The following is a 23,398-nucleotide window of genomic DNA, read 5'->3' as shown; positions in this document are numbered from 1 at the left end:
GGCATATTATTCGATGGGCAATTTCAATACAAAAGTGGCACCTTCGCCCAAAACCGACTCCACTGTCATTTGACCTCCATGCCCTTTGGTGACAATATCATAGGATAAGGACAAACCCAGTCCGGTACCTTTTCCGGTGGGTTTTGTTGTAAAAAAAGGTTGAAATATCTTCTCTGCTATTTGAGGTGCTATTCCTCCACCATTGTCGGCTATTTTTATAAGTACCGATTTCTCATTCTTGGTGGCTTTTTTTAAACTAATAAGCTCCGTAGAAACAGTCACTTTGGGTATAAAACCACCTCCGACTTCAGACAATGCCCGTTCATTCACCGCATAAAAGGCATTGTTCAATAAATTAAGTATCACCCTCCCAATATCTTGCGGAACTATATTTACCTGACCCACCTGTTCGTCAAAGTCCGTAACTATCGCGGTATTGAAAGACTTATTTTTGGCCCTAAGCCCCTGATATGTAAGCCTTACATATTCATCTACAAGTTCATTCAAGTCCGATGGCTCTTTTTTACCCGTGCTTGTTCGGCTATGAAGCAGCATACCTTTTACTATGGCATCGGCACGTTTTCCATGAAAAATTATCTTGCCCTCATTAGCAACTATGTCTCTTGATATTTCTTTGGCAGCCTCAAAATTCCCTATCTCCAACTCCTTCTCCATTTCAACTATAAGCTCCTGATTGAGCTCCGAGAAATTATTGACAAAGTTCAGAGGATTCTGTATTTCGTGGGCAATACCGGCAGTAAGCTCTCCCAAACTGGCCATTTTTTCGGCTTGAATAAGCTGTGCTTGTGCTTCTAACAAGTCGTGGTTTTTCTTCTCTATTTCACTCAAACCTCGAGTTTTACTGTTTTCATAAACCATTAAAATAAAAAATATCGTAATATTTATATAAACCAAAGAGCTAAAAAAGAAGAATTTCTTTTTTTCTAAATCATAACCAACTGGTACAATTTCATAAAAAGACTCATACACAAAAAAGGAGGTAATGAGCAATATAGTGATACAAACCCAAATAATGGCCGCTCGTTTTCCCAACAACAAAATGGCCAAGGCAGGCAATAAAAACAAAGAAAAACAGCCGGGGGTCATTAAGCCACCCTGCAAAAATGCTTGAATGTAAATACTTATGGCATGATGAGCCAAAAACAAATGAACTACGATGGCTTTAGAAAGTCCATTTTTGTACAAAAACAAAAGTATGATGTTCAGCACAAAATTAGTCCCCAGTGTATAGATTATGACCTTGGCGTCTATTTCTAAAGAAGTTAATACACCCAAAAAGTCGGCCAGAACGGCTATTAACATAACCATTATAATAAGCCTCCTGTCTCGCTGCCCGTTGGTGAATTCGGGGTTATGAACTGGCAAAAAATAATCTATCAGTTTACTCAACATTTTCAATCCTTTTTAATGAACCAAAAAGCATCCCGTGCCTTTTGAATAATATATAAATAAAAACACAGTCCATCAAAAGGCAACTTATACCGAGTAATTGAACAAATTGACTATCGGGATAAAAGAAAAACAATGAGACGGTTATCAGACCAGTGCCCAGCATTCTCGACCAAGCCAACAGCATTGAAAACAGCCCGGTGTCTTTGACATGAAACAACATAAAAATACACTGAAGCGACAATATTACATTGATGATATAGCCCGAATTGGCACCAATGGCTGTGTCATGGCCATCCTGATTATAAAAATGAGTAAAGAGTATCCAAAACACAAAATTGATCAGCAAAAACCAAATAAAATACTTCTTAGTTTCGGCTCCCATGGGTTGTTTAGTGCCGTATTTCATAACCGAATAGAATATATAGCAGTCTAACAAAAAAGCTGCTTGATAGCTCAAAGAGAAAAGCAAACCGGTATCGGGATGGTATATAAAACTCCAAACAAACTCCCAACCAATGTTGGCTCCGGCAATATAAGCGGGCATTTCTACAAATTTCTTTTTGCGGATTTCCCAAACCAATACCACATAAGCTACTACCCAAAACAAACACCCAACACCATTAAATATAAGCCCCCATGTGTTGTATTCTGCAAAATTTATAAATGGCTGGTTCATACATTTAGTCTTTGTTAAAAGATTTCGGCAAATAAAAATGAAGCAACTTATTGTTACTCAAGTATCTGATGCTTAGACTCAACAATTTCGCATCTATGATTTTGATTGGTAAAGCTAAAATGGCTTTATTTTCAAGAAACTCTCTAAATCTTACATACAAATGAATGTAGCCAGAGAGCTTATCTATTTTAGCTTGTTCTATAGCTGGCAAATTGAGTATTTCGCAATACTCAGGTTCTATAAAAAACCGCATCATAGTAAGGTGAAACTCTCTATGAATAAATGGTGGGCCTTTTCTTTCACAAAAATTGAGCAAAGCCTTGGTGAGTGAATGCCCCGCTTCACTTTTCTTCTTTTGATGATCTAATATGCCATAGCCCAAACTTATGGCTTCTTTGAGATTTCGAGGAATGATATCTTCCTCCACACCCATAATATGCCCAATAACCGACCAGCAATGAATATAGCTTTCGGCCTCAATAGAATCTAAATCCGCACCAATCATCTCTAATCCCAAGGCTATTAAGCCCGAAAACGAAATGAGCGTGCCAGCCATATCTTCCTGATTGATAGGCTCATCAAATAACTCCGAGTTCCATCGTCCGTGTTTTTTCAAGTGATACCTTATCACGGCATGCATCAGCCTAACTTTTTGAGCGGCTACTATTCCTTTGCCATCTTTATCAAAGCCACCCGGCATCATAATATTAAAAATAAAAAGGGCAGTCTCGGCCATTCTTTTTGAAAACCGCTCGTCTACAGGATTGTTTTCGTTGAGTTTACCAGACATCAACAAAACCTCAGCTCCCTTTGCACCAGTGTAGCACTCTGGCAGAGCTTTATAAAAGAGTATCATGCCTATCAGAAGGCCATGTCTGATGTAGTTTTCTTGTCCAAAAGCCATCATGTCTTTGTTTGCCCAGTCTGGCAAAATGGCAGTTTGCTTAAAATATTCTATAATTTCGGGATGAGCGTCTTTCGAAATCAGTTGTTCATTTTTCATCAAAAACCTAAACATGTGATTGACTTGGTCCTCTTCGCCATGCTCCATGATTTTCCGAACAGTTTCGTCGGCAAAAGAATCGGTTTCCGAGCGTTTACTTTCTAAAAACGCTTCACTAAAAACCCGCGGAACTACTTTAGCTTGTTCGTGGGCATGCAAAGTTGCTCGTTTTTTGAGTACTTTATACTTTCTATTATAGCGAATAGAAAAAAACAACAATACCAAAAGCGGTATGAGCAGGATGTAAATGAATATCATATTTAAGATTTGTAAGGTTTCTGGGCTATATGAAGAATAAATATAAATATAAATTAATGATTTGAATATAAAGTCATTAGATTTTTTGTTAAATCACCATTTTTTTAAAAATACAGGCCAGACAAAAAAATCTTACAAACCAAGTAGATGCTGTTCCACTTCTAAGTTTTAATTCTCACAAAAACACAAGTAGAAAATCCGGTTAGTTTGCTTTATTTTGCAAAAAAATAACGAAATGAACCAATTCATTGCACATATAGCTCTACTTGTACAAGATTACGACCAAGCCATGGACTTTTACACCAAAAAACTTCATTTTGAGCTAATAGAAGACACCAAACTTTCAGAAACTAAGCGTTGGGTTCTGATTGCACCAAAAGGATCAAAAGGGTGCCAAATTTTACTGGCAAAAGCAGTAGGAGATCAAAAACAAGCCATTGGAAATCAGTCTGGTGGAAGAGTTTTTTTATTTTTACATACCGACGATTTCGACCGAGATTATGAGAATTTAATCAGTCAAAATATCAAAATCTTTAGAGAACCCAGCAATGAAGAATACGGCAAAGTCTGTGTTTTTGAAGACCTATATGGTAACCTTTGGGATTTAATCGAAAAAAAATCATAAAAAATGGGAATGCAAACAGACTTGCATTCCCAAAAAATCATGGACTAATATACTTTATTCCTTCAATTCGCCTTCCCATTTGGCTACAACTGCGGTTGCCACAGCGTTACCAGCTACAGAAGTTGCCGAACGACCCATATCCAAAAGCCAATCTACCGCCAGCACTAAGCTAATGCCCTCTTGAGGAAGTCCAAACATAGTAAGCGTACCGGCTATTACCACCAAAGATGCCCTAGGAACACCTGCGATACCTTTACTCGTCAATAGCAAGGTCAATAACATCGTAACTTGCTGTCCAAGAGTGAGTTCAATGCCATAAATTTGAGCAATAAAACCTGTTGCAAAAGTCATGTACATCATGGAGCCGTCAAGGTTGAAAGAATAACCCAATGGCAACACGAAACTGATGATTCGCTCCGAAATCCCAAATTTCTTGAGCTGTTCAATTTGCATAGGCATAGACGCCTCCGAACTGGCTGTGCTGAAAGAAAGAAATAGAGCGTCTTTGACATAACGAAGAAGTTTCCAGTAGTCTATTTTCATAAACAGACAAATGACCCATAAAACCACAAATATGAAAAAAGCCAAAGTGGCGAAAAAGCAAACAATCAAATATAAATATCCTCCCAAAACGCCCAAGCCTTTGGAAGCTATAACCGCCGCGACAGATCCAAAAACCGCATAAGGTGCAAATATCATCACATAACCCACAATCTTAAACATTACTTCGGCAATGGCATCCAAGGCCTTCGTTACCATTTTGCCTTTGTCGCCAATTGCCGCCAAAGCCACACCAAAAAACAGCGAGAATACAACTATTTGCAACACTTCGTTGGTAGCTAAAGCTTCAAAAATACTCTTTGGAAACACATGTGTTATAAAATTCTCCAAGGTCATTTTTTTAGCCTCCACACCGGTATCGGTTCCAGTTTCGGGCAAATCCAATGACATTACTTTACCGGGTTTCATGATATTCACGGCCACCAAACCAGCTATGAGTGACAATATCGTAGCAAAATAAAAATATCCGAGTGTTTTGAGCCCGATACGTCCAACTACTTTAAAATCACCCAGTTTGGCTATTCCGACTGTCAGAATTGAAAATACCAAAGGCCCCAAAATCATTTGTATAAGACGAAGGAAAATCTTCGAGAGCAATTGCAAATAAGAGCTCCATTCTTTTACACCGTCGTTGGCTTTTACTTGATCAGCAGTAAGTAAACTGGCATCTTTTATACCAAACTGACCAAAATCAAAGTGGTTGTGAATAAAAAAACCGACAATGATACCGAGTGTCATGCCGATGAAGATTTTCCAGGTAATGTTTAATTTCATTCGTTTTAGGGTTAGTTCTTATGTTTGATGATTAAAATTAAATATAAATCAATTCTTTCAATTTCGAATTTTTATAGACTCAAATTTCTACAAAAATAACAATTTCTTCCTCATTGGTTTATAATTCTATATTTAATACGATTTAAGACAAAAAACTATTTAAACTTTCTTATTCATTTATCTGTTAATTTTGCAATATGATAACAGTAAGAGAAAGGCCGGTAACGCATTGGTTGCCAATAACTAAAAAAGAAGTTGAAATGAGAGGCTGGGATGAGGTGGACGTCATCCTTATCTCTGGCGATGCTTATGTAGATCACCCTTCTTTTGGCACGGCTGTTATTGGCAGAATCATTGAAAGTGAGGGATTTAGAGTAGCTATTATTCCACAACCCAATTGGAAAGACGACCTCCGTGACTTTAAAAAGCTTGGGAAACCAAAATATTTTTTTGGTGTAACTGCTGGCTGCATGGATTCCATGGTAAACCACTACACCGCCAACAAACGCAAAAGATCCAACGATAGTTATACGCCAGGCGGAGAAGCTGGTTTTAGGCCAGATTATGCCACTACCGTTTACAGCAAAATTCTAAAAGAAATATACCCCGACGTACCAGTTCTGATTGGTGGCATAGAGGCTTCATTGCGAAGAGTAACACATTACGACTATTGGGAAGACAAACTACTACCTTCGATATTGGTTGATTCTGAAGCAGATATGCTAGTTTATGGCATGGGTGAGCAGCCTTTGCGGGACCTATTAAGATTGGTCAAAAAAGGAGTGCCGCTGAATCAAATCAAAGACGTGAATCAAATTGCGTTTTTGGAAGATGGACTTGAAGACGTAAAAGATTATAAAAACTGGGAGACCGTAGAATTGGCCAGCCACGAGGTTTGTTTAGAGGATAAAATAAAATATGCCTCCAATTTTAAGATAGTTGAGGTAGAATCCAATAAGTGGCAAGCCAACCGAATTGTACAAAAAGTGGGCAATAAAACACTTGTAATCAACCCACCATACAAAACCATGGACGAGGAAGAAATGGACAAATCGTTTGATTTACCTTATACCCGTATGCCTCATCCAAAATATGCCAAACGTGGTACGATTCCAGCTTACGAAATGATTAAATTCTCTATCAACATGCACCGTGGGTGTTTTGGTGGCTGTAGCTTTTGTACCATTTCGGCTCACCAAGGTAAGTTTATAGCCTCACGATCAGAAGAATCTATCATGAAAGAAGTGGATGCTTTGACAGAACACCCTGAGTTTAAAGGTTACATTTCTGACTTAGGCGGGCCATCGGCCAACATGTACCGCATGAAAGGCAAGGACGAATCTATCTGTAATCGTTGTCAGGCTCCGAGCTGTATACACCCCGTAATATGCTCAAATTTAGACACTTCTCACAAGCCATTGACCAAACTTTACCAAAAAGTGGACGCCCATCCTGAAATCAAAAAGGCATTTGTGGGTTCAGGCGTAAGATACGATTTGTTGGTGGACGACTTCAACAAGAACAATCAAGACGGCAACCATGACGAATACATGGAGCAGTTGGTTACCCGACACGTCTCCGGTAGATTGAAAGTCGCTCCTGAACATACTTCAGACGCTACTCTGCGGGTTATGCGTAAGCCGGGCTTTAAATATTTCAGAAAATTCAAGGACAAATACGACAAAATTCAAGAAAAACACGGCCTCAAACAGCCTTTGATTCCGTATTTTATTAGTTCACACCCAGGTTGTGAAGAAGCCGACATGGCCAATCTAGCGGCTGAAACCAAAGATTTGGGCTTTAAGCTAGAGCAAGTGCAAGACTTTACGCCCACTCCTATGACGGTGGCAGAGGTGATTTACTACACAGGTGTGCATCCTTACACGCTACAGCCGATACACACTGCCAAAACTAAAGAAGAAAAACTGACGCAAAACAAATATTTCTTTTGGTACAAACCTGAGGTAAAAGGCTGGATAAAAAGTCGTTTATTGAAACTTGGTCACAAAGAATTGGCTGCAAAGCTGTTGAGTCCGTTAAGGCCTCAAAATCAGGAAGCAAAAAAAGTAGAAGAAGTTCAGCAGAAATCGACTACTGTAATGACTCAAAAACCAAATTTTAATTCAAAAAAACCAATAGAAACAAAAGCCCAAGAGGAGGTTTTCAACAAGAAAAAACCATTGAAAAAGAAGAAAGGTTGGGCGTAAAAATCATTTAATATTTTTGAACATTTAAAAATATTATCTATTATTGATAATAAATTCAAAAAAATGGAAGCTATTGAATTAGGTCGTGAAATAGGAAAATTGCCTCCAAATTTACAAAATGAGGTCTTGGCATTCATAGAATTATTAAAAGCCAAGCAAGAGAATTTATCCAAGAAAAAACAACGAGAATTTGGTTTTGGGAAAAGTAAAATAAGAATAAGCGAAGACTTCGATGCCCCTTTAGAAGACTTTAAAGACTACATGTAAACATGGATTTATTAATAGATACGCACACCTTACTTTGGTTTTATGCTGGAGATTCAAAACTCAACGAAAAGACAAAAAACGTAATACTTGACACTGACAATACCATTTATTTAAGCATCGCTACTCTTTGGAAAATTGCTATTAAAGTCAACATTGGCAAATTAGATTTAAAAGATGATATAATTGATTTTTTTGTATTTGTGGAAAGGAACAGTTTCACAATTTTGCCAATTTCAATTCAGAATCTTATCGTTCTAGGTTCCCTCCCATTTCACCACAAAGACCCTTTTGACAGAATAATTATCACGCAGGCAATTACCGAAAATCTAACGATTGGCTCTGATGATGCTATCTTTAGGGAATACAACATTGAGCTATTTTAATTGAATTTTGTACCTAAGCATAGTAAGTTCGACCTAATTTTACAACATGATTGGAGTTTTTGATTCAGGTATTGGCGGCCTTACGCTACTTAAAGAAATGATGCACACGCTGCCTCACGAAAATTTCTTGTATTATGCCGACACTGAAAACGTGCCTTATTCTTATAAAACTACTGACCAAATCAAAGAATATGTAGAAAAAGCAGTAGTTTTTCTAAGAAATGAGGGTTGCAAGGCCATTGTTTTAGCATGCAATACGGCCACCAATGTGACCATAGAATATCTCAGAGAAAAATACGATTTCCCGATTATCGCCATCCAACCAGCTGTTAAAGTAGCATTTGATAACAATTCAGAAAACAAAAGAATTTTGGCTTGTGCCACTCCAGTTACACTCAAAGCTGACCGATTCGAAAACCTCATCAACTCATTGGACATCAACCATTTGGTAGATAGACTTCCGCTGCCCGGTTTGGTAGAATTTGCTGAAAATGAGCAATTTGATAGCCCAGAAGTTTTGGAATACCTCAAAAAAGAATTCTCAAAGTTTGATTTAGAAAAATACGAATACGTGGTGCTAGGCTGTACACATTTTACATATTTCGAAAAACTGATTCAAGAAAACTTTACAACTTTACAACCTGTAGATGGCAACGAAGGCACCACTCGCCATCTCAAAAACACCTTGGCCAGCCTAAACCTTCTCAATTCTAACGAAAAAGGCACCATACGATTCGTAGAATCTGGTCGATATGTTGAAGATGAGACAAGGTTTTGGCGGTATTTGGGGAGGTAGGAAACCATCTACCCCACTCACTTCCCAATCTGATAATGCAAGAGCGGTTTCTGGCCTAATAAATGCTCCAAGAAATAATCCCAACGTTTTTTAGTGAAATAGTCGCCCGTGGTTCTGCCAAAATTGTGATTTCTGCTTGGCCAAATAAACATATCAAAGTCTTTTCCGGCCTTTATAAGTGCCTCAGCAAACTTATAAGTAGCTGAAGGATTTACGTTTTCGTCTATCGCTCCGTGTGCAAGAAGCAATTTCCCTTTCAGATTGGCTGCATTGGTAACGTTGGACTGTTGATGGTAAAAATCACCCACTGGATAGCCCATGTACATTTCAGGCCACCAAGCTTTTTCCATGCGGTGGTCGTGATCTCCAGCAGACGCCACTCCTACTTTGTAAAAATCAGGATGGAGCAACATCGCCCTGGCCGCATCATACCCACCCGCCGAATGTCCAAAAATCCCCACTTTCTCAATATTTAAAAAAGGCTTTAACTTAGCCAATTGTTTGATAGCCAACACATGGTCGGTTGTCCCATCACCCAAATTTCTGTAAGAAACATCTTGAAACGCCTTTGATCTTCCAAATGTGCCTATACCGTCAACTGTAACCACTACAAAACCTAGCTCTGCCATCGGTTGCTGTAATCCTATCAAACCACCTTTGAAAGTCTTGGGCGTTATGTCGATAAACGGCCCAGTGTACGTATAATCAACAACTGGATACGATTTCTTGGCGTTAAAGTCAGTTGGAACGTAATAAATTCCATAAATCTCAGTTTTACCATCTTTCCCAATAGCCGAAAACTGCTGAGGAGATTGATAGCCTTTGGCCCTGAGTTTTGAAATATCGGCTTCTGAAATCTGCATCAAAACATTCCCCGATTCTAAATCTCTCAAAACCGATTTTGTGGCCTGATTTACAGTGGAATAATTATCCACCACATATTTTTTATCCTCCGAAAGATAGATTTCATGAAAGGCATTATCGGGAGTAAGTAGCGTAAGATCTTTTCCATCTAAACCAACACGGTAAAGATGCTGATAATATACATTTCGCCCCTTTTCTTTGCCCGCAGCCATAAAGTAGAGCTGATTTTTGTCTTCATCTACATGCACAACCTTGTTTACAACATAATCGCCAGGTGTCAGATTCTGCAGGATTTTACCAGTTTTCCAATCTATCAAATACAGATTATTCCAACCCGATTGTTGCGAAGCTAAAATAAATTTATCGCCTTTCAACTTTTGAAACATGGTGGCGTATTCTATGTGCGTTTGCTCTTTTTCAGAATAAACTGTCCGCATCACACCCGAATTTGCATCTATTTCTAAAATATCAAACTGTTTGTAGCCTCTGTGAAAATAAGTACCAAACAATTGCATACTGTTTTTATCCCAATACAAATCCAGCGGCATAAAGTGTGGGGTGGTTAAGCTCAGCAACTTCGTTTCTTTCTTGGTTTCAAGGTCGAAAATGACTGGAATTTTCTTCACAAGTGTAGTATCTCCTGGCGAACCACGATAATAAGAAAGCAGATTGGGTCTGAATTTCTCATCTTTGCTAAAATCCAAAAGATACATTTTTTCACCCATTCGCAAGTCTGCTATTTGAGTCAAAATCTTCTTAGAATCTGGCGACCAACGCACATAAAACTGCTCTGGTCTTATGCCGTTTTCACCTTCGATGATATCGCTCCAACCATAAAAAGAGCCGTATTCATAATCTTTTTTACCATGAAAACTCAATTGAATCACTTCAGCAGTTTCAATATTTTCTACAAAAAGGTTATAATTTTTGATAAAAGCTTGCCATTTTTTGTCAGGAGAAAGACCACGATTGTCCGCTGGTTTTGAAACTGGTGTAGAACTAAGTTTCTGATTATCAAACTCCCAATTTTTATTTTTCCATTCGAATTCAATTTTATCATCTGTCTTAGATTTAATCCTTTCAAAAGGCAAATCGGTACTTTTAAGCGAATCTCCCGAGGCTTCGTTGAGAAGTTTAGCTAGGAGTTCGTGGTCAAAGGCATTTTTTGTTTCCTTTTTGGCTATATCAGTCAAGAAAAATCGCTTACCATCTTTGGTGTAAGTTACATGCCAAAATGCATTTTTGTCCTTTATCCAATTGGGTATAACTTCCAGATTATAAATCTCTTTCTGAATAGAGTTACTCAGAAAATACTCGGCTTTTTTATAGGTTTCTTTGGTTACTTGTGCATTGGCCGAGACGCAAAAAGCTATTGACAGAAACAGGGAGAATTTGAATGAATCAAAAGCGAAAAATTTCTTCATTTTTTAGGGCGATGAGGTTTACAAAAGCTACATAACAAAGATTGTAAATATTGTTGATTAGGGCAAGATGAATTTCAAGATTTGAACTTTAAGCAAAATGAATGATTATTTTGAATTCATTAAAAATCACTCAACCTAACCTTTCCTCCACTTCCTAGTCCACTCCACAGCCCCAAAAACAGCTATAATACAGAACACAAAATAGAGAAGAGAATACAGTTTTACATCTTTTACGAAATACATGTAGGTGCTGATGATGTCTATAGCGAGCCAAGTCCACCAAGCCTCTACTTTCTTTTTCATGAGCATAAATGTGGCCACGATACTCATGACAGTAGTGAAGCTATCCATATAAGGAAAAGCACTCGGTAGACTAAAAAGTTTGGGAAATATTTCGTGCAGATTCTTTGAAAAAGTTCCCATTAAATAAGTGGCTATCAAACCAACAACAACCAAAATTGTAGAAGTTTTAGGCTCCAATTTTGTGATTTTAAGTTCATTTTTCTGGTTGGCATTTTCTATTTTTGGAAACTTCCATAACCAAAAACCAATGATATTGGTGACAAAGAAAAAGCCTTGTAAAAACATATCGGGATAGAGCTGAATCTGGTAAAACATGATAGATGCAAGCACAACATTCACAAGACCCAATATCCAGGACCACACGTTCTCTTTCACCGAAAGCCAAACCGCCAAAGCTCCTGAAATAGTAGCCCAGAATTCCAAATGGCTCATTTCGTAGCCCCAAACGGAGAAGAATATGTTTTTTATATCGAAGAAATTAGGCAATATTTTTATTCTTAAATAATGGCACAGTACTACAAGGCTCCCCAAACATCAGGCTTTTGACAATGGGTTTTAGTCGACGAGTAAGTTCTACGTAAACATAAGTTGGTATTTGGGCATTGCTACAGCCTTTTACAACTATCCTTTGGCCTTCAAACTGGTTCAAATCTAATGCATTGAGAGCTTGTTCGTAGAGTTTTTTCTCCAAATCTTCTACATTTCCAAAAACCACCATATTGGCGTAAGGCTCTAGTTGAATAGCCAAAAGCATATAAGCCCAGGTTGGTACAATAGCATCTTCAGAGCAGATGATGGCCACATTTTTGCCACTATATTCCGACCAATCTTTGGCTTTCAAAAACTCCCTAAAATCCTTTTCTTTCAGAATCAATCCCATAAAAAGGTTGTCCTTGATGTCATAAACCACTCGCTCACCTTGGTGAAAATAATCCTCCAAATCAAAAGATATCAGACCACTATTGGCTACTTTATTTATTACTTCTGCTTCCATTATTTTAGATTTCGTCCTGGGTTTCGATAATCTCTATTACTTTTTCTAGTTCGATTGGCCTTTCTTCGAAATAGTTTTTAGCAGCTATTTGGGTACTTATTTTGAGAAATGTTCGGGCAAAAACAAAAATTTGTTGTACCAAAAACATCGCAAAAATAGTCAGTCCAGAGTGCATGCCAATCAAACTATCCACACCTAAATAAACCACCGAGAGTATAACACCTAAAACAATAATCACCCAAAAAAGTGCGATAGCAGTTGGCCTTTTAAAAATATAACTAAAAGCTTTCCAAAATGCACTGTAAGGTGTGAGTGTCTGAGATTTAAACAACATCACCCGAGCATAATCGCCCATAACCAACACAAAACCAACAAAATACAGAAGAATAAACACAGGCGGAATCATCCACAAAATGTAGTCTTTTTCGGTTCCTCCCTCAGCTATTGCCGCAAAAATGAAGAAAAACATACCAGCCAAAGCCACCAAAGCCATTAAAAAAATAAAGAGAAAAACCAGCAGCAGGGCAAATCGCCTAAAATGCTTGGCCGAAGCTTCCAAAAATCTGGGCATCGAATTTTTTTCTTGATCGGCGGCATCCAAAACTCCGCCCGCAAAAAAAGTATTGAGTAGCAAATACCCCAATCCCAACATAAAAACCAGGGGCACAAATGGCTTAAAAGCTTTCTGACTTTGATGGAAAAAATCCGTAAAAATCATAAAATCAAAGTCTGTGATGAGCTTATCCATAGCCACTGAGGTATTGGCTTCATTCAAAAAGGTCACATAAAACGGTCGAGCCACTAACATAGCCAAAACGAAACCAACCGCGTATAAGAAAAACACTAAGAGTGGCTTTTGAGATATTTGATGAAAGGATTTTAAAAGTATTTTTAGCATTTCTTATTTTTCTAATTTTCTAAGTTCTTTTGTGAGTTCGGCAAGCAACTGTTTTTCACTTGGAAGATACATTTGATATTTACTTGCAAAAATACTCGTATTGTTTTCTGGTAAAGAAATTTTAACCATGGTATCGTTTTTGTCAGCACAAAGCAATATTCCAATCGTCTTATTTTCAAAGTCTTGCTTTTCTATTCTGTCAAAATAGTTTACATACATTTGCAATTGTCCAATATCTTGATGTGTGAGCTTCTGTGTTTTTATTTCAATGATTACAAAACATTGCAACAGGCGATTGTAAAAAACCAAATCTACAAAAAAGTCATCTCCATCCAAATGAATCCGTTTTTGTCGTGCTACAAACGAAAACCCATTGCCTAGTTCAAGCAAAAAATCTTGTAAATTGGTAATTATAGCTTGTTCAAAATCTTTCTCATAATAAGCGGTCTCCTTTCTCAATCCCAAAAACTCCAAAACCATCGGATCTTTTATGATTTCTGTCACCTCTGACGGCCGTTTTTCATTTCTTGCCACTTCTATTACCGACTTTACATCATTGCTCAGTAGCAATCGCTCAAACAAATGACTATTTATTTGTCGCTCCAATTGCCTAGCTGTCCAGTTATTTTTCTCAGATTCCGCCAAATAAAATGCTCTTTTATTCTCATTATCAATCCTGATAAAATTACGATAATGCGTCCAACTGAATTGCGAACGCAGTGCGTTCGTAATTGGGAAAACTCGAAAAAATTGCCTACATATTTCTAATTGACGAACAGAAAATCCAGAACCAAAAACCGGTTGAAGTTCATCAGACAACGATTTTATCAAAAAAGTCCCATAAGCAGCTCTTTCCATTCCTAATTGTTCCTCCTCGAAAATCACTCTCCCAATTTGCCAGTACATCAACACTCGCTCAAAATCCACAGATCTTATCGCTCGTTCCTGAGAACTGGCAATAATTGATTTTATTTCATTTACTAAGTCCTTCTTTAATTCCATAGAATATGCTTAAATCACTCACCCCAGCTTTGGATTATTCTTGTGTCTATCAAAATCCCGTTCCGTCTTTTTTTCCAAATTCTTCACAAATGCCTCGCTCAAATCTATACCTGTCTGGTTCGCCAAACATATCAGCACAAACAACACGTCGGCCATTTCTTCGCCCAAATCTTTGTTTTTGTCTGACTCTTTTTCTGATTGCTCCCCATATCGCCGTGCCATTATTCTGGCCACTTCACCCACCTCTTCCATTAAGATAGCAGTATTCGTGAGTTCGTTGAAATATCTTACACCGATGGTTTTAATCCATTCATCTACAATACTTTGTGCGTCTTTTATCTCCATCGTTTATTTCTTAGCTGGTGGCGAAATCATGATATGGGCCCTGTGTGTTCCCGAATCCATAATCCATGGAGCACCCGGCACCACTTCCTTTAGTGGCAAACCTGTAGATGCCGCCGTTGCCCAAGGAATATACACCACATAGCGATAATTGGCCTTTTCTACGCTCTCTCCGCTCAATATATGCAACGTCGAAGGATTCTTCGGCATCTTCAACTTTCCCTTTTTGGCCTCGGCCTCTCTAATATCAAAAACCTCCTTAAACGATTTATTCTCCCTTTGCAATTCTCGACCGCGAGACATAAACGGCTCCAAATCTTGGTGATAACACGACACACTGAAACCCTTTTTGTTGGGATCATCCGCCAAACAAATATATCCACTACCCCCTTTTTGCAACACCACCATTTCGCCATCGGCATTATAACCCCAAATTTTAGCATTCTGTCTATCCGCCTCTGGCAAAGCCATAATAGCTTCTTTTATTTGTTGATCGGCAGGCAAAACTTGTGCAAAAACATTCACTGACAGTGTAAAACAACAAAAAGCCATTAATTTTTTCATACTGTAAACCGTTTAAATTGATAACAAATCAGAGCGAACCACAGCCCAACACTGCTTCGAAACAAAGATAACAAGTAAAGCGATTTTTCAAATCGTTCTAAATCAATTTCACTGATTTTCGTTTCCATTACTTTCTATTTTTCGAATCAATATACAAAATCAAATTCAGTCAAGCGATTTTTCAAATCACTTGACCTTTGCTTTTCAATTTCATTTTAAGTACTTTTTTCGATTTGAAAAATCGAAATACGTAAGCCGTATCATATTTTTCGTATTTTTGGCAATCAATAAAAACTAAAAATCAACATTCTATGAAGCGAATAGGCTTAGTTTCTGTAGCAACTATTTTTCTAATATTTCTAAGTTCGTGGGGTATGTGGGGGCATTACGCCATCAACCAGTCGGCCATATTTTCACTTCCGCAGCCAGTAGCCCAGTTTTTTTACCGTCATATAGATTTTATCTCAGAGGGTGGTAATCTTCCAGACGTTAGAAAATATAGTCACCTCAAAGACAAAGCAGAGAATCCTAGACATTTTATAGATATTGAAGACTTTGGCAACATCCCTTTTGACAGCATCCGTACCCGTAAGTGGGACGAAAAAAACCTCCAAAAATGGGGTAATTTGCCTTGGTTTATGAGCGATACCTACAAAAGCCTTGTGAATTCTATGAAAACTGGTCGCCGCACCGAGACCTTGTTTTCAGCCGCAGAACTGGGTCATTACATTGCTGATGCACACATGCCTCTTCATACTTCGTCTAACCACGACGGCCAACTGACCAATCAAAGAGGTATTCATTCTCATTGGGAGGCTCTTTTGGTAGAACGCTACGCCAAAAGTTATAACTTAAAAGTAGCACCAGCCACTTATATTACAAACGTCGATGCTGAAATTTGGAATATCATCAGAGACACGCACAGTCTAGTGGATACACTTTTGGCTATTGACCGAAAACTTAGAAGCGAATTCCCGGCAGAACAACTTTACGAAAAAGATAAAGACGGAAAAGTAGTAAAGAATAAATTCGGTCAGTGGGTATTTACCAAAGAATACTCCGAGTTATTGCACAAGTCGCTCAATGGTATGGTAGAAAAACAAATGAGGAAATCTATTCAGCAAGTGAGTAATTTTTGGTACACCGCATGGGTAGATGCTGGCAAGCCTGATTTGTTGGCCATGGAACAACCTGAATTGTTGAAAAGAACCAATAAACAATACAAAAAAGACGTCAAAATTTGGCAAAGTGGCCAGTTGCCTTATCAGTACATGGAGAAGGAATACTAGTTACAGCGATTTTCCTAAATCGCACCTAACAAGCTTGAAATTCTATCTATCAGAACTTTCAAAGATGGCCTAAAATGTTATCAATATTGTTCGACCCTTTCAGGGTCGTTTCTCTAACTACAATTTTCTTCACCCCAAATTTCATTCGGGGCTATACATGTTTGACCCTTTCCGGGTCATATTGGCAGCAATTTTTCAAATTGCTTAGAGATAGATAAACTCTATTTTCTACATCTCACTTTTCCTTTTTTATATCCAATAATTGAATATGATTTCAGCGATTTGAAAAATCGCTGTTATTTTAGTTCCTTCCGTCTCTTCCCCACTTCTCGCCAAGTAGTCAAAATGATTTTATTGTCCTCCAAATATTTCTTAAAAACTGGATCCATCATGGTCATGGCGTCGCCTTTTCGTACTATTCCAGATTCAGAAATGTGCTTGAATATCTCCGAAGGCCAAGTACAGTGCATAATCACCATGGTTAAACCTGGTTTTAGGCTTTCTATGGTTTCTATATATTTTTTGGTTTTTGAGGCTAAAAGTTCTGAATCCGAGCAGTCTTTTTTGCCCTCTGGACAACCCCAACCGTAAGATACATTGTGCAAATCATCAATTACGGGCAGACCAGCCGCCCACAATTGTTTGCCAACAGCCGTCGTCATTTCTATGGTTAGTCCAGCTTCTTTTTCAGTCTGAAAAATCATAGAATTGTGCCCACCAGGAAACATCACAGGTATCTTTTCTTCCATAGCCACTTTAAGGTATCTTTCAAGGAAATCTTTTCTTGCAAAGACCGTCCCCATGTGCGTGTCTAGGTGCGTAGGTTCCCAACCCATGGTACGGGAGCGATCTATTTGAGCTCTAATTTCCTTTTCTATTTCGTCAGGTGTGGCGTTCGTTGCCGTAGCTCTTACACTTGGCCACAAGGCTCCTTGCTTGTCCACCAAACCTGGAACAGCCGGCTTTCCCATCAATGGCCCCCAACGGTAGCCTTTCCATTCTGATGTAAGTGTCAAATGCAATCCTGCGTCAGTTTGTGGATGGGTTTCAAGATATTTGAAAAAATCTGGAATCCATGGACAGGGCATCATCATACTCAATGAATTAGCCACACCTTCCTCCATTGCTTTTATGGCTCCGAGGTTAGAATCATACGACATTCCGACATCGTCAATATGTAATATGAGCACTTTTGAGCCTTTTGTATAACCCAACTTTTCGGCATAAGTAGGCTCTTGTGCAAAAATATTTTGAGAAAATAACAGTATAATGAAAAGTGTTTTTTTCATAGAAGGTTGATGTTTGGGTTGAAATATTTGGTTTCTAAAGGTAAGCAATATTTGTTTTTTTGCAAAAAAATATGATGTCTTGATTGAACACGGATTTGATGAATTTGACACGGATATGTTTTGATAAATCTTTTATCCCACTTAGTGTGACACTAGATTATGAACCAATTAGGTATAATTGTCGGCATAAGGTGAATTATTCAAAGTCGTCACATGTCTACCTAAATTACTAATGTTGCATTTAAATTGAGTTGTATAATGCCTAGGTAATTGATTCAAAAAGTATCTAAATACAAAAAGAGAGCCTTTTGTGCTCTCTTTAAGTTTTAGGTATCGTTTAAATTAGAACATGGTCTTGTATCCAGCGGTATCAAAAACAATTTTGTCATTTGGTTTTATCTCCTCCACTTCCATATCCACTTGCTCGCCTTTTTCTGTTTTTGAAGTATAGCCCAATACCACCTTACCCTGTTCAAATAGCTTTGCAAACTCTGGATGTGAATAATACGCCATGTAGTTTTTAGTGGCACCTTTAGAGCCATAAGGAGAACTTCCCATGGCCATTTTCTGCGTCATTTTTGCCATTTCACCTACTCTGTTTTGGCTTACCCACATCATTATTTTGTCTTTCTTCTCATCGTTCTCTATCCAGTAACCATCACATTTATAGCCGACTATGGTTTTCGTTTCGTTACTTTTTGTGATCTTCACCTTTGCTGGTTCTTTCTCAATAGCTTGCTGAGTGGGGTCGTTTTTAAAACCCATGGCCATCAATGTTTTTTTACCGTCGTTGGTCATAAAAGTAAACATCTTGTTTTGTTCAAAATCCATCACAAGAGCATCCATACTACCAGAAGCTTTTTGCATATCGGGATTGTCCGAACCCAAGAATTTTACACCCATCGCCTTACCATCCTTGGCAAACATATATTTGTTTCGCATGGTAGTGTTTTCTTTCTCTTTTGTGCCCTTCATGGTCATTTTCATGGTCATTGAAGATTCAAAATTATAATTTGCTTTGGGCTTGCCTCCGAAGCTGAATCCACCAAAACCTCCTCCGGGCTTTTCATCTTTAGTTTCTTTTGTGGATGGCTTCTCTTTGGGGCTATCCGTTTTAGTGGTAGTTTCTTCTTTTTTCTTGGTTTTAAAAAGCCCGTCAAAGGCTTTATCAAAAGCAGCCTCCGCTTTCTTTAGAGGATCTTCTTCTTTTTTCTTTTCTTGTGTTTCTTGGGCTGTAACAGACAAACTTGCGGCAAGCAAAAAAACGATAATTTTTTTCATGAAATTAAGTGTTGGGCTAAGTTTACTTCCAACAAAATCATATAAATATAACATTTTTTGAGGCTAAAAAGTGTTTGTAAATCAAGAGTTTTATTTAACGGATATTTAAAGTTTTTTTAGTTTTACAAATGTCTTAAATTTGTATTCTAAATGCATTTTCTGCCATCAAAAACCGCTAAATTATCAAAAAAAGAAATTTATTAATAATAGCTTTTTTAGGATTAGTACAAAATACTGTCCAAGCTCAAGAAAACGTCACCCACCAAAATCTGTTTTGGATGAGGGTTATGGTTCAGTCGAATCTGACCAAAAAACTGTTTTTAATTAACGAGATAGACAATCGCAGGTTTTATGAAGGCAATACGCAGCACCACACCATTCAGCACAATCACTTACATTTTAGGGTAAACCCAAGTGTTGATTTTGCGATTGGTCAAACTTTTTCTTGGCAAAATCCACAGTTTCCCGACGCAGCTGTTAAACTTACTGTGTCAGAGATTCGCCCTTTTCAAGAAATGAATGCGGTGCAAAGAATCAATAAAAGGATTGTTTTTTCTACCAGAGTGAGGGTAGATGAGCGATTTATCAGAAAAAATAATGGCTCACAACTTCTTGATGGTTATAATTTTAATATGCGTTACCGTCTAAGGCTGCAATACCAATTTTTTTTGTGGAAAAAACAAAACGCCAACCTCAAAATATCGGATGAGTTGATGGTGAATTCTGGAAAAAATGTTAATTTCTTTGACCAAAATAGAATCTATATAGCTTATGAGCAAAGTTTTACAAAAAAACTCTCTGCCGAATTGGGCTATTTGAGGTGGTATCAGCAACGGAGCCAGTTCGACACCTATTTTCAAAGGGATATTATTCGTTTCACTCTGTTTAAGAAGATAAATTTCACCAAAAATTAGATTTATCATCGTTTTTTGATGAAATAGCAAAAAATACTAAGCATGAAAATTTTACTGGTAGAAGACGAAGCAAAAACGCTGCAACTCATAAAGCAGGGATTGGAACAGCATAATATTGAGATAGATATAGCCTATGATGGCTTAATGGGCCTTACACTTGCCCAGAGAAATCTCTATGATTTATTGATAACCGACATCATTCTTCCAGAGATAAACGGACTTAATCTCTGTAGAAAATTGCGTGAAAGTGGTTTTGAAACACCCATTTTGCTTCTGACAGCACTCAGCACCACTGCTGATATTATCACAGGGCTTGACGCTGGTGCAGATGATTACTTGGGTAAACCTTTCGAATTTAGTGAGTTAATGGCTAGAATTAGGGCTTTGACACGTAGAAACAAAACGATATCGGCCCCATCTAACGTGCTTCGTGTGGCCGATTTGGAGCTTAATCAAGACACCAAACAGGTAAAACGTGCAGGCAAGGAAATACTACTCACCGCCAAGGAGTTTAATCTTTTGGAGTTATTGATGCGACATCCTGGTCGTGTAATTTCGAAAGTCGAACTAGCGGAGAAAATTTGGGATGTAACCTTTGATACGGGTACAAACGTCATAGAAGTTTATGTGAATTTTCTTAGAAAAAAAGTGGACAAAGATTTTGATAAAAAGCTGATACATACACAAATAGGCATGGGCTACGTTATAAAAGATTGATAACAATTCCATAGAAATAAGGTGAGGTCCATATTAGAAAAAATAAACTTTAAACTCAACATTCGAGGGCAACTTACCCTGCAGGTTTTACTGTTGGTGGGTTTTCTTTTTATGTTTTTTTCGGTAAGTATTTATTTTTTCAGCAAACTCTATCTCGAAAAACGCTTTTATAAAAAACTACAAGACAGGGCTTTAACTACCTCCTCTCTTTTTTTTGATTTTCAGGCGAACAATATTGAGATTCAAAAAATTGTCGAAAACACTGAAAGAGAATATCTTAACGAGGAAGTGATTTCTATAATTGACATTAAAAGAAACCTTTTTGTGTTTTCCAATAATTTCAAAAAAGAAGAATTCCATAGGCTGCTCTTGGTTAGAATAGACCCCAATACCTCAGTAGGAAACGCCAGCTTAGGTGCTTATAAAATGGCCTATCTCAAAATAAAGGACAACTCTGGTGAATACTGGGTAATGGTGAGTGCGGTAGATAAAATAGGTGAAGAGGCCTTGGCTGACCTCAAAAACATCCTTTTTATCATGTCAATTGTAGCCTTGCTTTTTATTGGTTTTTTGGGTTGGTATTTGGCCAACAAAGCCCTCGCCCCAATCTCTGACATTATACAGCAGCTCGATCAGATTTTCCCAAAAAACATATCTAAAAGGATTATCCACACCAACTTTGGCGATGAAATAGGCCAAATGGCCGAAACCATCAATAAGCTTTTGCATCGAGCAGAAAATGCTGTTTTTACCCAAAAAATGTTTGTGGCCAACATATCGCATGAACTCAAAAATCCTTTGACGAAGATTTTTACTCAAATAGAGTTGTTGGAGATGAAGTACAAAAACTTCCCGGAGTTTCACGAGCAGATAGTTTCTTTGAGAGAAGATACCTTAAAACTCAATCACCTCACCCACTCGCTTTTACAATTGGCCAATATCTTTTCTGACGAAAACGCCTTGCCACTTACCGAAATCCGTCTAGACGAAGTGGTATTTGATGCTGTTTCGGAGTTTAAAAAATGGAATTCCAACAAGAACATCGAGATAGACTTAGAAAACTTTCCGGAAGACGAGAAGCACCTCATCGTAAACGGCAATGAAGAGGCTTTGAAGGTAGTTTTCAAGAACTTAATAGACAACGCTTGCAAGTTTTCGAGCAATCAAACTGCATTTTTGAATATTTCGATAAAGCAAAATGAGGTTAAAATCGACATCATTAATGATGGAATACCGATTCCAGAAAATGAATTAACCCGAATATTTCAACCATTCTACAGATCTGATTCTACGGCGAGGGGTAAAACCGGTCATGGCGTAGGTTTGGCCATTGTAAAACAAATTGTAGAGCTTCATCATGGCAGAATAGAGGTTTTACCACTCACGAGCGGAAATCTCTTCGAAGTCAGTATTCCTAACCTATTTTTCTAAGAATAAAATTTTAAGGTAAATTTAATTTCGATTTAACTTCGGTTTAATTCGGTGGTGTTTAGTTTGTGTCATAATCAAAACTTAAATATTTTAACATTGGAAATGGAACAACACTCACCGAGCAATTCAAACACGCTTAAAATTGGTTTAGTAGTGCTTTTGGGAGCTTTAGGACTTCTTGGATACTTGTATTATGGTTCTCAAAACGAAAATGCCGATTTACAAAAGCTTCTTACTGGTAAAGTAGACGAACTTTCGACTACCAAAGTAAAATTAGATTCGATATCGCAATCATTAGATGCCAAAATAGCCGAAGTTACTGCCTTGGGTGGTAGTGTGGAGGAATTGGAAAAAATAAAAGCCCAACTGGAGCAAGATAAGAAGAGACTTAAGGCCGATTCAAACTTTTCTGCCAAAAAATACGAAGGTAAAATTGCTGAATATGAGGCTTTTTTAACTCAAAAAGATGAGGAAATTCTCAAATTGAAAGAAGAAAATGGTCTGCTAAATTCACAAAATCTTTCGCTTCAGACTGAAAAAGAGCAAGTTATAAGTCAAAACAAATCGTTGAGCTATGCAAAAGATTCGTTGAATTCAAAAGTAAGTGAGGTGAGTTCTCAAAACGAAGATCTCCGCAAGAAAGTAAACGTTGGCTCGGCACTGAAAGCCGTAAATGTGCAGGTAGTTGGTCTTACTTCAAGAGGTAAAGAGAAAGAGGGTGAGTTGAAAAACAAGAGAATCGACCAATTGAGAGTGTCGTACATACTTCCTTCAAATCCGCTTACCGAAAGAAACAACAAAGACGTGTACCTGAGAGTGATGGATCCAAACGGAGCAGTACTTAATGACATGGCCAGAGGTGGTGTGTTGAATTTTGCCAACCAAGAGATTGGTTACAGCTTAAAACAAAACGTGGCTTACACCAATGACGACCAGAAAGTTGACATGTTCTACAAAAAAGAGGCAGCTTTCAAATCTGGTAAATATGCAATAGAAGTTTACTCAGAAGGGTTCAAAATCGGAACCGGAAGCTTCTTGGTAAAATAAATAAAGAATATATTCATAATGGTTTATAGGGTTCTATCAGATTCCTGCGTCGATATTCGATGCAGGAATTTTATTT

At 37.9% G+C, this 23,398-nt stretch carries 23 protein-coding genes; 10 read left to right on the top strand and 13 right to left on the bottom strand.

The features are described 5' to 3' along the window. Window positions 1-6 precede the first annotated feature (6 nt). Genes EGI26_RS02260 through EGI26_RS02250 form a run of 3 tightly spaced genes read right to left on the bottom strand, consistent with a single transcriptional unit; the run spans window position 7 to window position 3,350 of the window. On the bottom strand, window positions 7-1,413 hold the full coding sequence (locus EGI26_RS02260) for a sensor histidine kinase (RefSeq protein WP_255076074.1): 1,407 nt from the start codon (window positions 1,411-1,413) through the stop codon (window positions 7-9). Further along, entirely contained in the window at window positions 1,403-2,089 is a 687-nt protein-coding gene (locus EGI26_RS02255; protein ID WP_255076072.1) for a hypothetical protein, read from the bottom strand. The genes EGI26_RS02260 and EGI26_RS02255 overlap by 11 nt, the downstream gene beginning before the upstream one ends. A 4-nt stretch (window positions 2,090-2,093) precedes the next feature. Further along, the gene (locus EGI26_RS02250) at window positions 2,094-3,350 is read right to left on the bottom strand and encodes an oxygenase MpaB family protein (protein WP_255076071.1); all 1,257 of its coding nucleotides are present in this window, start codon (window positions 3,348-3,350) and stop codon (window positions 2,094-2,096) included. Window positions 3,351-3,585: 235 nt separating this feature from the next. Here EGI26_RS02250 and EGI26_RS02245 point away from each other — a divergent pair, with 235 nt between their 5' ends. Further along, on the top strand, window positions 3,586-3,975 hold the full coding sequence (locus EGI26_RS02245; RefSeq protein ID WP_255076070.1) for a VOC family protein: 390 nt from the start codon (window positions 3,586-3,588) through the stop codon (window positions 3,973-3,975). Between the two features lie 54 nt (window positions 3,976-4,029). Here EGI26_RS02245 and EGI26_RS02240 read toward each other — a convergent pair whose 3' ends face one another. Then, on the bottom strand, window positions 4,030-5,310 hold the full coding sequence (locus tag EGI26_RS02240) for a dicarboxylate/amino acid:cation symporter (RefSeq protein WP_255076069.1): 1,281 nt from the start codon (window positions 5,308-5,310) through the stop codon (window positions 4,030-4,032). 197 nt (window positions 5,311-5,507) lie between these two features. Here EGI26_RS02240 and EGI26_RS02235 point away from each other — a divergent pair, with 197 nt between their 5' ends. From EGI26_RS02235 to murI, 4 genes are all read left to right on the top strand, one after another. After that, window positions 5,508-7,517, top strand: coding sequence for a YgiQ family radical SAM protein (locus EGI26_RS02235; protein ID WP_255076068.1), 2,010 nt, complete (start codon window positions 5,508-5,510; stop codon window positions 7,515-7,517). Between the two features lie 63 nt (window positions 7,518-7,580). Beyond that, window positions 7,581-7,784 (top strand): DUF2281 domain-containing protein, encoded by a 204-nt coding sequence (locus EGI26_RS02230; RefSeq protein WP_255076066.1) that lies wholly within the window; start codon window positions 7,581-7,583, stop codon window positions 7,782-7,784. 2 nt (window positions 7,785-7,786) lie between these two features. Beyond that, window positions 7,787-8,167 carry a type II toxin-antitoxin system VapC family toxin gene (locus EGI26_RS02225; RefSeq protein ID WP_255076065.1) on the top strand — a complete coding sequence of 127 codons (381 nt, stop codon included), beginning with the start codon at window positions 7,787-7,789 and terminating at the stop codon, window positions 8,165-8,167. A gap of 46 nt (window positions 8,168-8,213) precedes the next feature. Continuing rightward, on the top strand, window positions 8,214-8,963 hold the full coding sequence (gene murI / locus EGI26_RS02220; RefSeq protein WP_255076063.1) for a glutamate racemase: 750 nt from the start codon (window positions 8,214-8,216) through the stop codon (window positions 8,961-8,963). Window positions 8,964-8,980: 17 nt separating this feature from the next. Here the strand turns inward: murI and EGI26_RS02215 are convergent, their stop codons facing one another. From EGI26_RS02215 to EGI26_RS02185, 7 genes are all read right to left on the bottom strand, one after another. Then, complete coding sequence (locus EGI26_RS02215; protein WP_255076061.1) at window positions 8,981-11,251, bottom strand: prolyl oligopeptidase family serine peptidase; 2,271 nt, start codon at window positions 11,249-11,251, stop codon at window positions 8,981-8,983. A 135-nt stretch (window positions 11,252-11,386) separates the two neighbouring features. Further along, window positions 11,387-12,040 (bottom strand): nicotinamide riboside transporter PnuC, encoded by a 654-nt coding sequence (pnuC, locus tag EGI26_RS02210; protein ID WP_255076060.1) that lies wholly within the window; start codon window positions 12,038-12,040, stop codon window positions 11,387-11,389. Continuing rightward, window positions 12,033-12,548, bottom strand: a complete 516-nt coding sequence (locus EGI26_RS02205; protein WP_255076059.1) for a DUF2480 family protein — start codon at window positions 12,546-12,548, stop codon at window positions 12,033-12,035. Before EGI26_RS02205 ends, pnuC begins: the two co-directional genes overlap by 8 nt. Before the next feature lie 4 nt (window positions 12,549-12,552). Then, on the bottom strand, window positions 12,553-13,446 hold the full coding sequence (locus EGI26_RS02200) for a hypothetical protein (RefSeq protein ID WP_255076058.1): 894 nt from the start codon (window positions 13,444-13,446) through the stop codon (window positions 12,553-12,555). 3 nt (window positions 13,447-13,449) lie between these two features. Continuing rightward, window positions 13,450-14,448: a YhcG family protein gene (locus tag EGI26_RS02195; RefSeq protein WP_255076056.1), complete on the bottom strand. Its 999-nt coding sequence runs from the start codon at window positions 14,446-14,448 to the stop codon at window positions 13,450-13,452. Window positions 14,449-14,466: 18 nt separating this feature from the next. Then, a complete protein-coding gene (locus EGI26_RS02190; protein WP_255076054.1) occupies window positions 14,467-14,793 on the bottom strand; it encodes a nucleotide pyrophosphohydrolase in 327 nt (108 codons plus the stop codon). A 3-nt stretch (window positions 14,794-14,796) separates the two neighbouring features. Next, a complete protein-coding gene (locus tag EGI26_RS02185) occupies window positions 14,797-15,354 on the bottom strand; it encodes a hypothetical protein (RefSeq protein ID WP_255076053.1) in 558 nt (185 codons plus the stop codon). Window positions 15,355-15,665: 311 nt separating this feature from the next. On the opposite strand from EGI26_RS02185, the gene EGI26_RS02180 reads away from it, so the two are divergent. Then, window positions 15,666-16,643 (top strand): zinc dependent phospholipase C family protein, encoded by a 978-nt coding sequence (locus EGI26_RS02180; RefSeq protein WP_255076052.1) that lies wholly within the window; start codon window positions 15,666-15,668, stop codon window positions 16,641-16,643. Between the two features lie 296 nt (window positions 16,644-16,939). Here EGI26_RS02180 and EGI26_RS02175 read toward each other — a convergent pair whose 3' ends face one another. Next, entirely contained in the window at window positions 16,940-17,932 is a 993-nt protein-coding gene (locus EGI26_RS02175) for a polysaccharide deacetylase family protein (RefSeq protein ID WP_255076051.1), read from the bottom strand. Between the two features lie 342 nt (window positions 17,933-18,274). After that, complete coding sequence (locus EGI26_RS02170) at window positions 18,275-19,213, bottom strand: DUF4412 domain-containing protein (protein ID WP_255076050.1); 939 nt, start codon at window positions 19,211-19,213, stop codon at window positions 18,275-18,277. A 278-nt stretch (window positions 19,214-19,491) separates the two neighbouring features. Here EGI26_RS02170 and EGI26_RS02165 point away from each other — a divergent pair, with 278 nt between their 5' ends. The 4 genes from EGI26_RS02165 to EGI26_RS02150 all read left to right on the top strand — a co-directional run bounded on the left by EGI26_RS02165 (window position 19,492) and on the right by EGI26_RS02150 (window position 23,322). Then, a complete protein-coding gene (locus EGI26_RS02165; protein ID WP_255076048.1) occupies window positions 19,492-20,127 on the top strand; it encodes a DUF2490 domain-containing protein in 636 nt (211 codons plus the stop codon). A 42-nt stretch (window positions 20,128-20,169) separates the two neighbouring features. Beyond that, window positions 20,170-20,844, top strand: a complete 675-nt coding sequence (locus EGI26_RS02160) for a response regulator transcription factor (RefSeq protein ID WP_255076047.1) — start codon at window positions 20,170-20,172, stop codon at window positions 20,842-20,844. Window positions 20,845-20,865: 21 nt separating this feature from the next. Beyond that, entirely contained in the window at window positions 20,866-22,275 is a 1,410-nt protein-coding gene (locus EGI26_RS21200) for a HAMP domain-containing sensor histidine kinase (protein WP_255076046.1), read from the top strand. Between the two features lie 102 nt (window positions 22,276-22,377). After that, a complete protein-coding gene (locus tag EGI26_RS02150) occupies window positions 22,378-23,322 on the top strand; it encodes a hypothetical protein (protein ID WP_255076045.1) in 945 nt (314 codons plus the stop codon). The last annotated feature ends 76 nt before the right edge of the window (window positions 23,323-23,398 follow it).

This window comes from Lacihabitans sp. CCS-44, assembly GCF_024343735.1.
Taxonomy (GTDB): domain Bacteria; phylum Bacteroidota; class Bacteroidia; order Cytophagales; family Spirosomataceae; genus Leadbetterella.
The sequence above is the reverse complement of the archived record's forward strand: the minus strand, read 5'-3'. Positions and strand labels throughout refer to the sequence as shown.

Excerpts from the sequence above, each read along its gene's own strand:
- EGI26_RS02260 (WP_255076074.1), bottom strand. The coding sequence starts at position 1,413 with ATGTTGAGTAAACTGATAGATTATTTTTTGCCAGTTCATAACCCCGAA.
- EGI26_RS02255 (WP_255076072.1), bottom strand. The coding sequence starts at position 2,089 with ATGAACCAGCCATTTATAAATTTTGCAGAATACAACACATGGGGGCTT.
- EGI26_RS02250 (WP_255076071.1), bottom strand. The coding sequence starts at position 3,350 with ATGATATTCATTTACATCCTGCTCATACCGCTTTTGGTATTGTTGTTT.
- EGI26_RS02245 (WP_255076070.1), top strand. The coding sequence starts at position 3,586 with ATGAACCAATTCATTGCACATATAGCTCTACTTGTACAAGATTACGAC.
- EGI26_RS02240 (WP_255076069.1), bottom strand. The coding sequence starts at position 5,310 with ATGAAATTAAACATTACCTGGAAAATCTTCATCGGCATGACACTCGGT.
- EGI26_RS02235 (WP_255076068.1), top strand. The coding sequence starts at position 5,508 with ATGATAACAGTAAGAGAAAGGCCGGTAACGCATTGGTTGCCAATAACT.
- EGI26_RS02230 (WP_255076066.1), top strand. The coding sequence starts at position 7,581 with ATGGAAGCTATTGAATTAGGTCGTGAAATAGGAAAATTGCCTCCAAAT.
- EGI26_RS02225 (WP_255076065.1), top strand. The coding sequence starts at position 7,787 with ATGGATTTATTAATAGATACGCACACCTTACTTTGGTTTTATGCTGGA.
- murI (WP_255076063.1), top strand. The coding sequence starts at position 8,214 with ATGATTGGAGTTTTTGATTCAGGTATTGGCGGCCTTACGCTACTTAAA.
- EGI26_RS02215 (WP_255076061.1), bottom strand. The coding sequence starts at position 11,251 with ATGAAGAAATTTTTCGCTTTTGATTCATTCAAATTCTCCCTGTTTCTG.
- EGI26_RS02205 (WP_255076059.1), bottom strand. The coding sequence starts at position 12,548 with ATGGAAGCAGAAGTAATAAATAAAGTAGCCAATAGTGGTCTGATATCT.
- EGI26_RS02200 (WP_255076058.1), bottom strand. The coding sequence starts at position 13,446 with ATGCTAAAAATACTTTTAAAATCCTTTCATCAAATATCTCAAAAGCCA.
- EGI26_RS02195 (WP_255076056.1), bottom strand. The coding sequence starts at position 14,448 with ATGGAATTAAAGAAGGACTTAGTAAATGAAATAAAATCAATTATTGCC.
- EGI26_RS02190 (WP_255076054.1), bottom strand. The coding sequence starts at position 14,793 with ATGGAGATAAAAGACGCACAAAGTATTGTAGATGAATGGATTAAAACC.
- EGI26_RS02185 (WP_255076053.1), bottom strand. The coding sequence starts at position 15,354 with ATGAAAAAATTAATGGCTTTTTGTTGTTTTACACTGTCAGTGAATGTT.
- EGI26_RS02180 (WP_255076052.1), top strand. The coding sequence starts at position 15,666 with ATGAAGCGAATAGGCTTAGTTTCTGTAGCAACTATTTTTCTAATATTT.
- EGI26_RS02175 (WP_255076051.1), bottom strand. The coding sequence starts at position 17,932 with ATGAAAAAAACACTTTTCATTATACTGTTATTTTCTCAAAATATTTTT.
- EGI26_RS02170 (WP_255076050.1), bottom strand. The coding sequence starts at position 19,213 with ATGAAAAAAATTATCGTTTTTTTGCTTGCCGCAAGTTTGTCTGTTACA.
- EGI26_RS02165 (WP_255076048.1), top strand. The coding sequence starts at position 19,492 with ATGAGGGTTATGGTTCAGTCGAATCTGACCAAAAAACTGTTTTTAATT.
- EGI26_RS02160 (WP_255076047.1), top strand. The coding sequence starts at position 20,170 with ATGAAAATTTTACTGGTAGAAGACGAAGCAAAAACGCTGCAACTCATA.
- EGI26_RS02150 (WP_255076045.1), top strand. The coding sequence starts at position 22,378 with ATGGAACAACACTCACCGAGCAATTCAAACACGCTTAAAATTGGTTTA.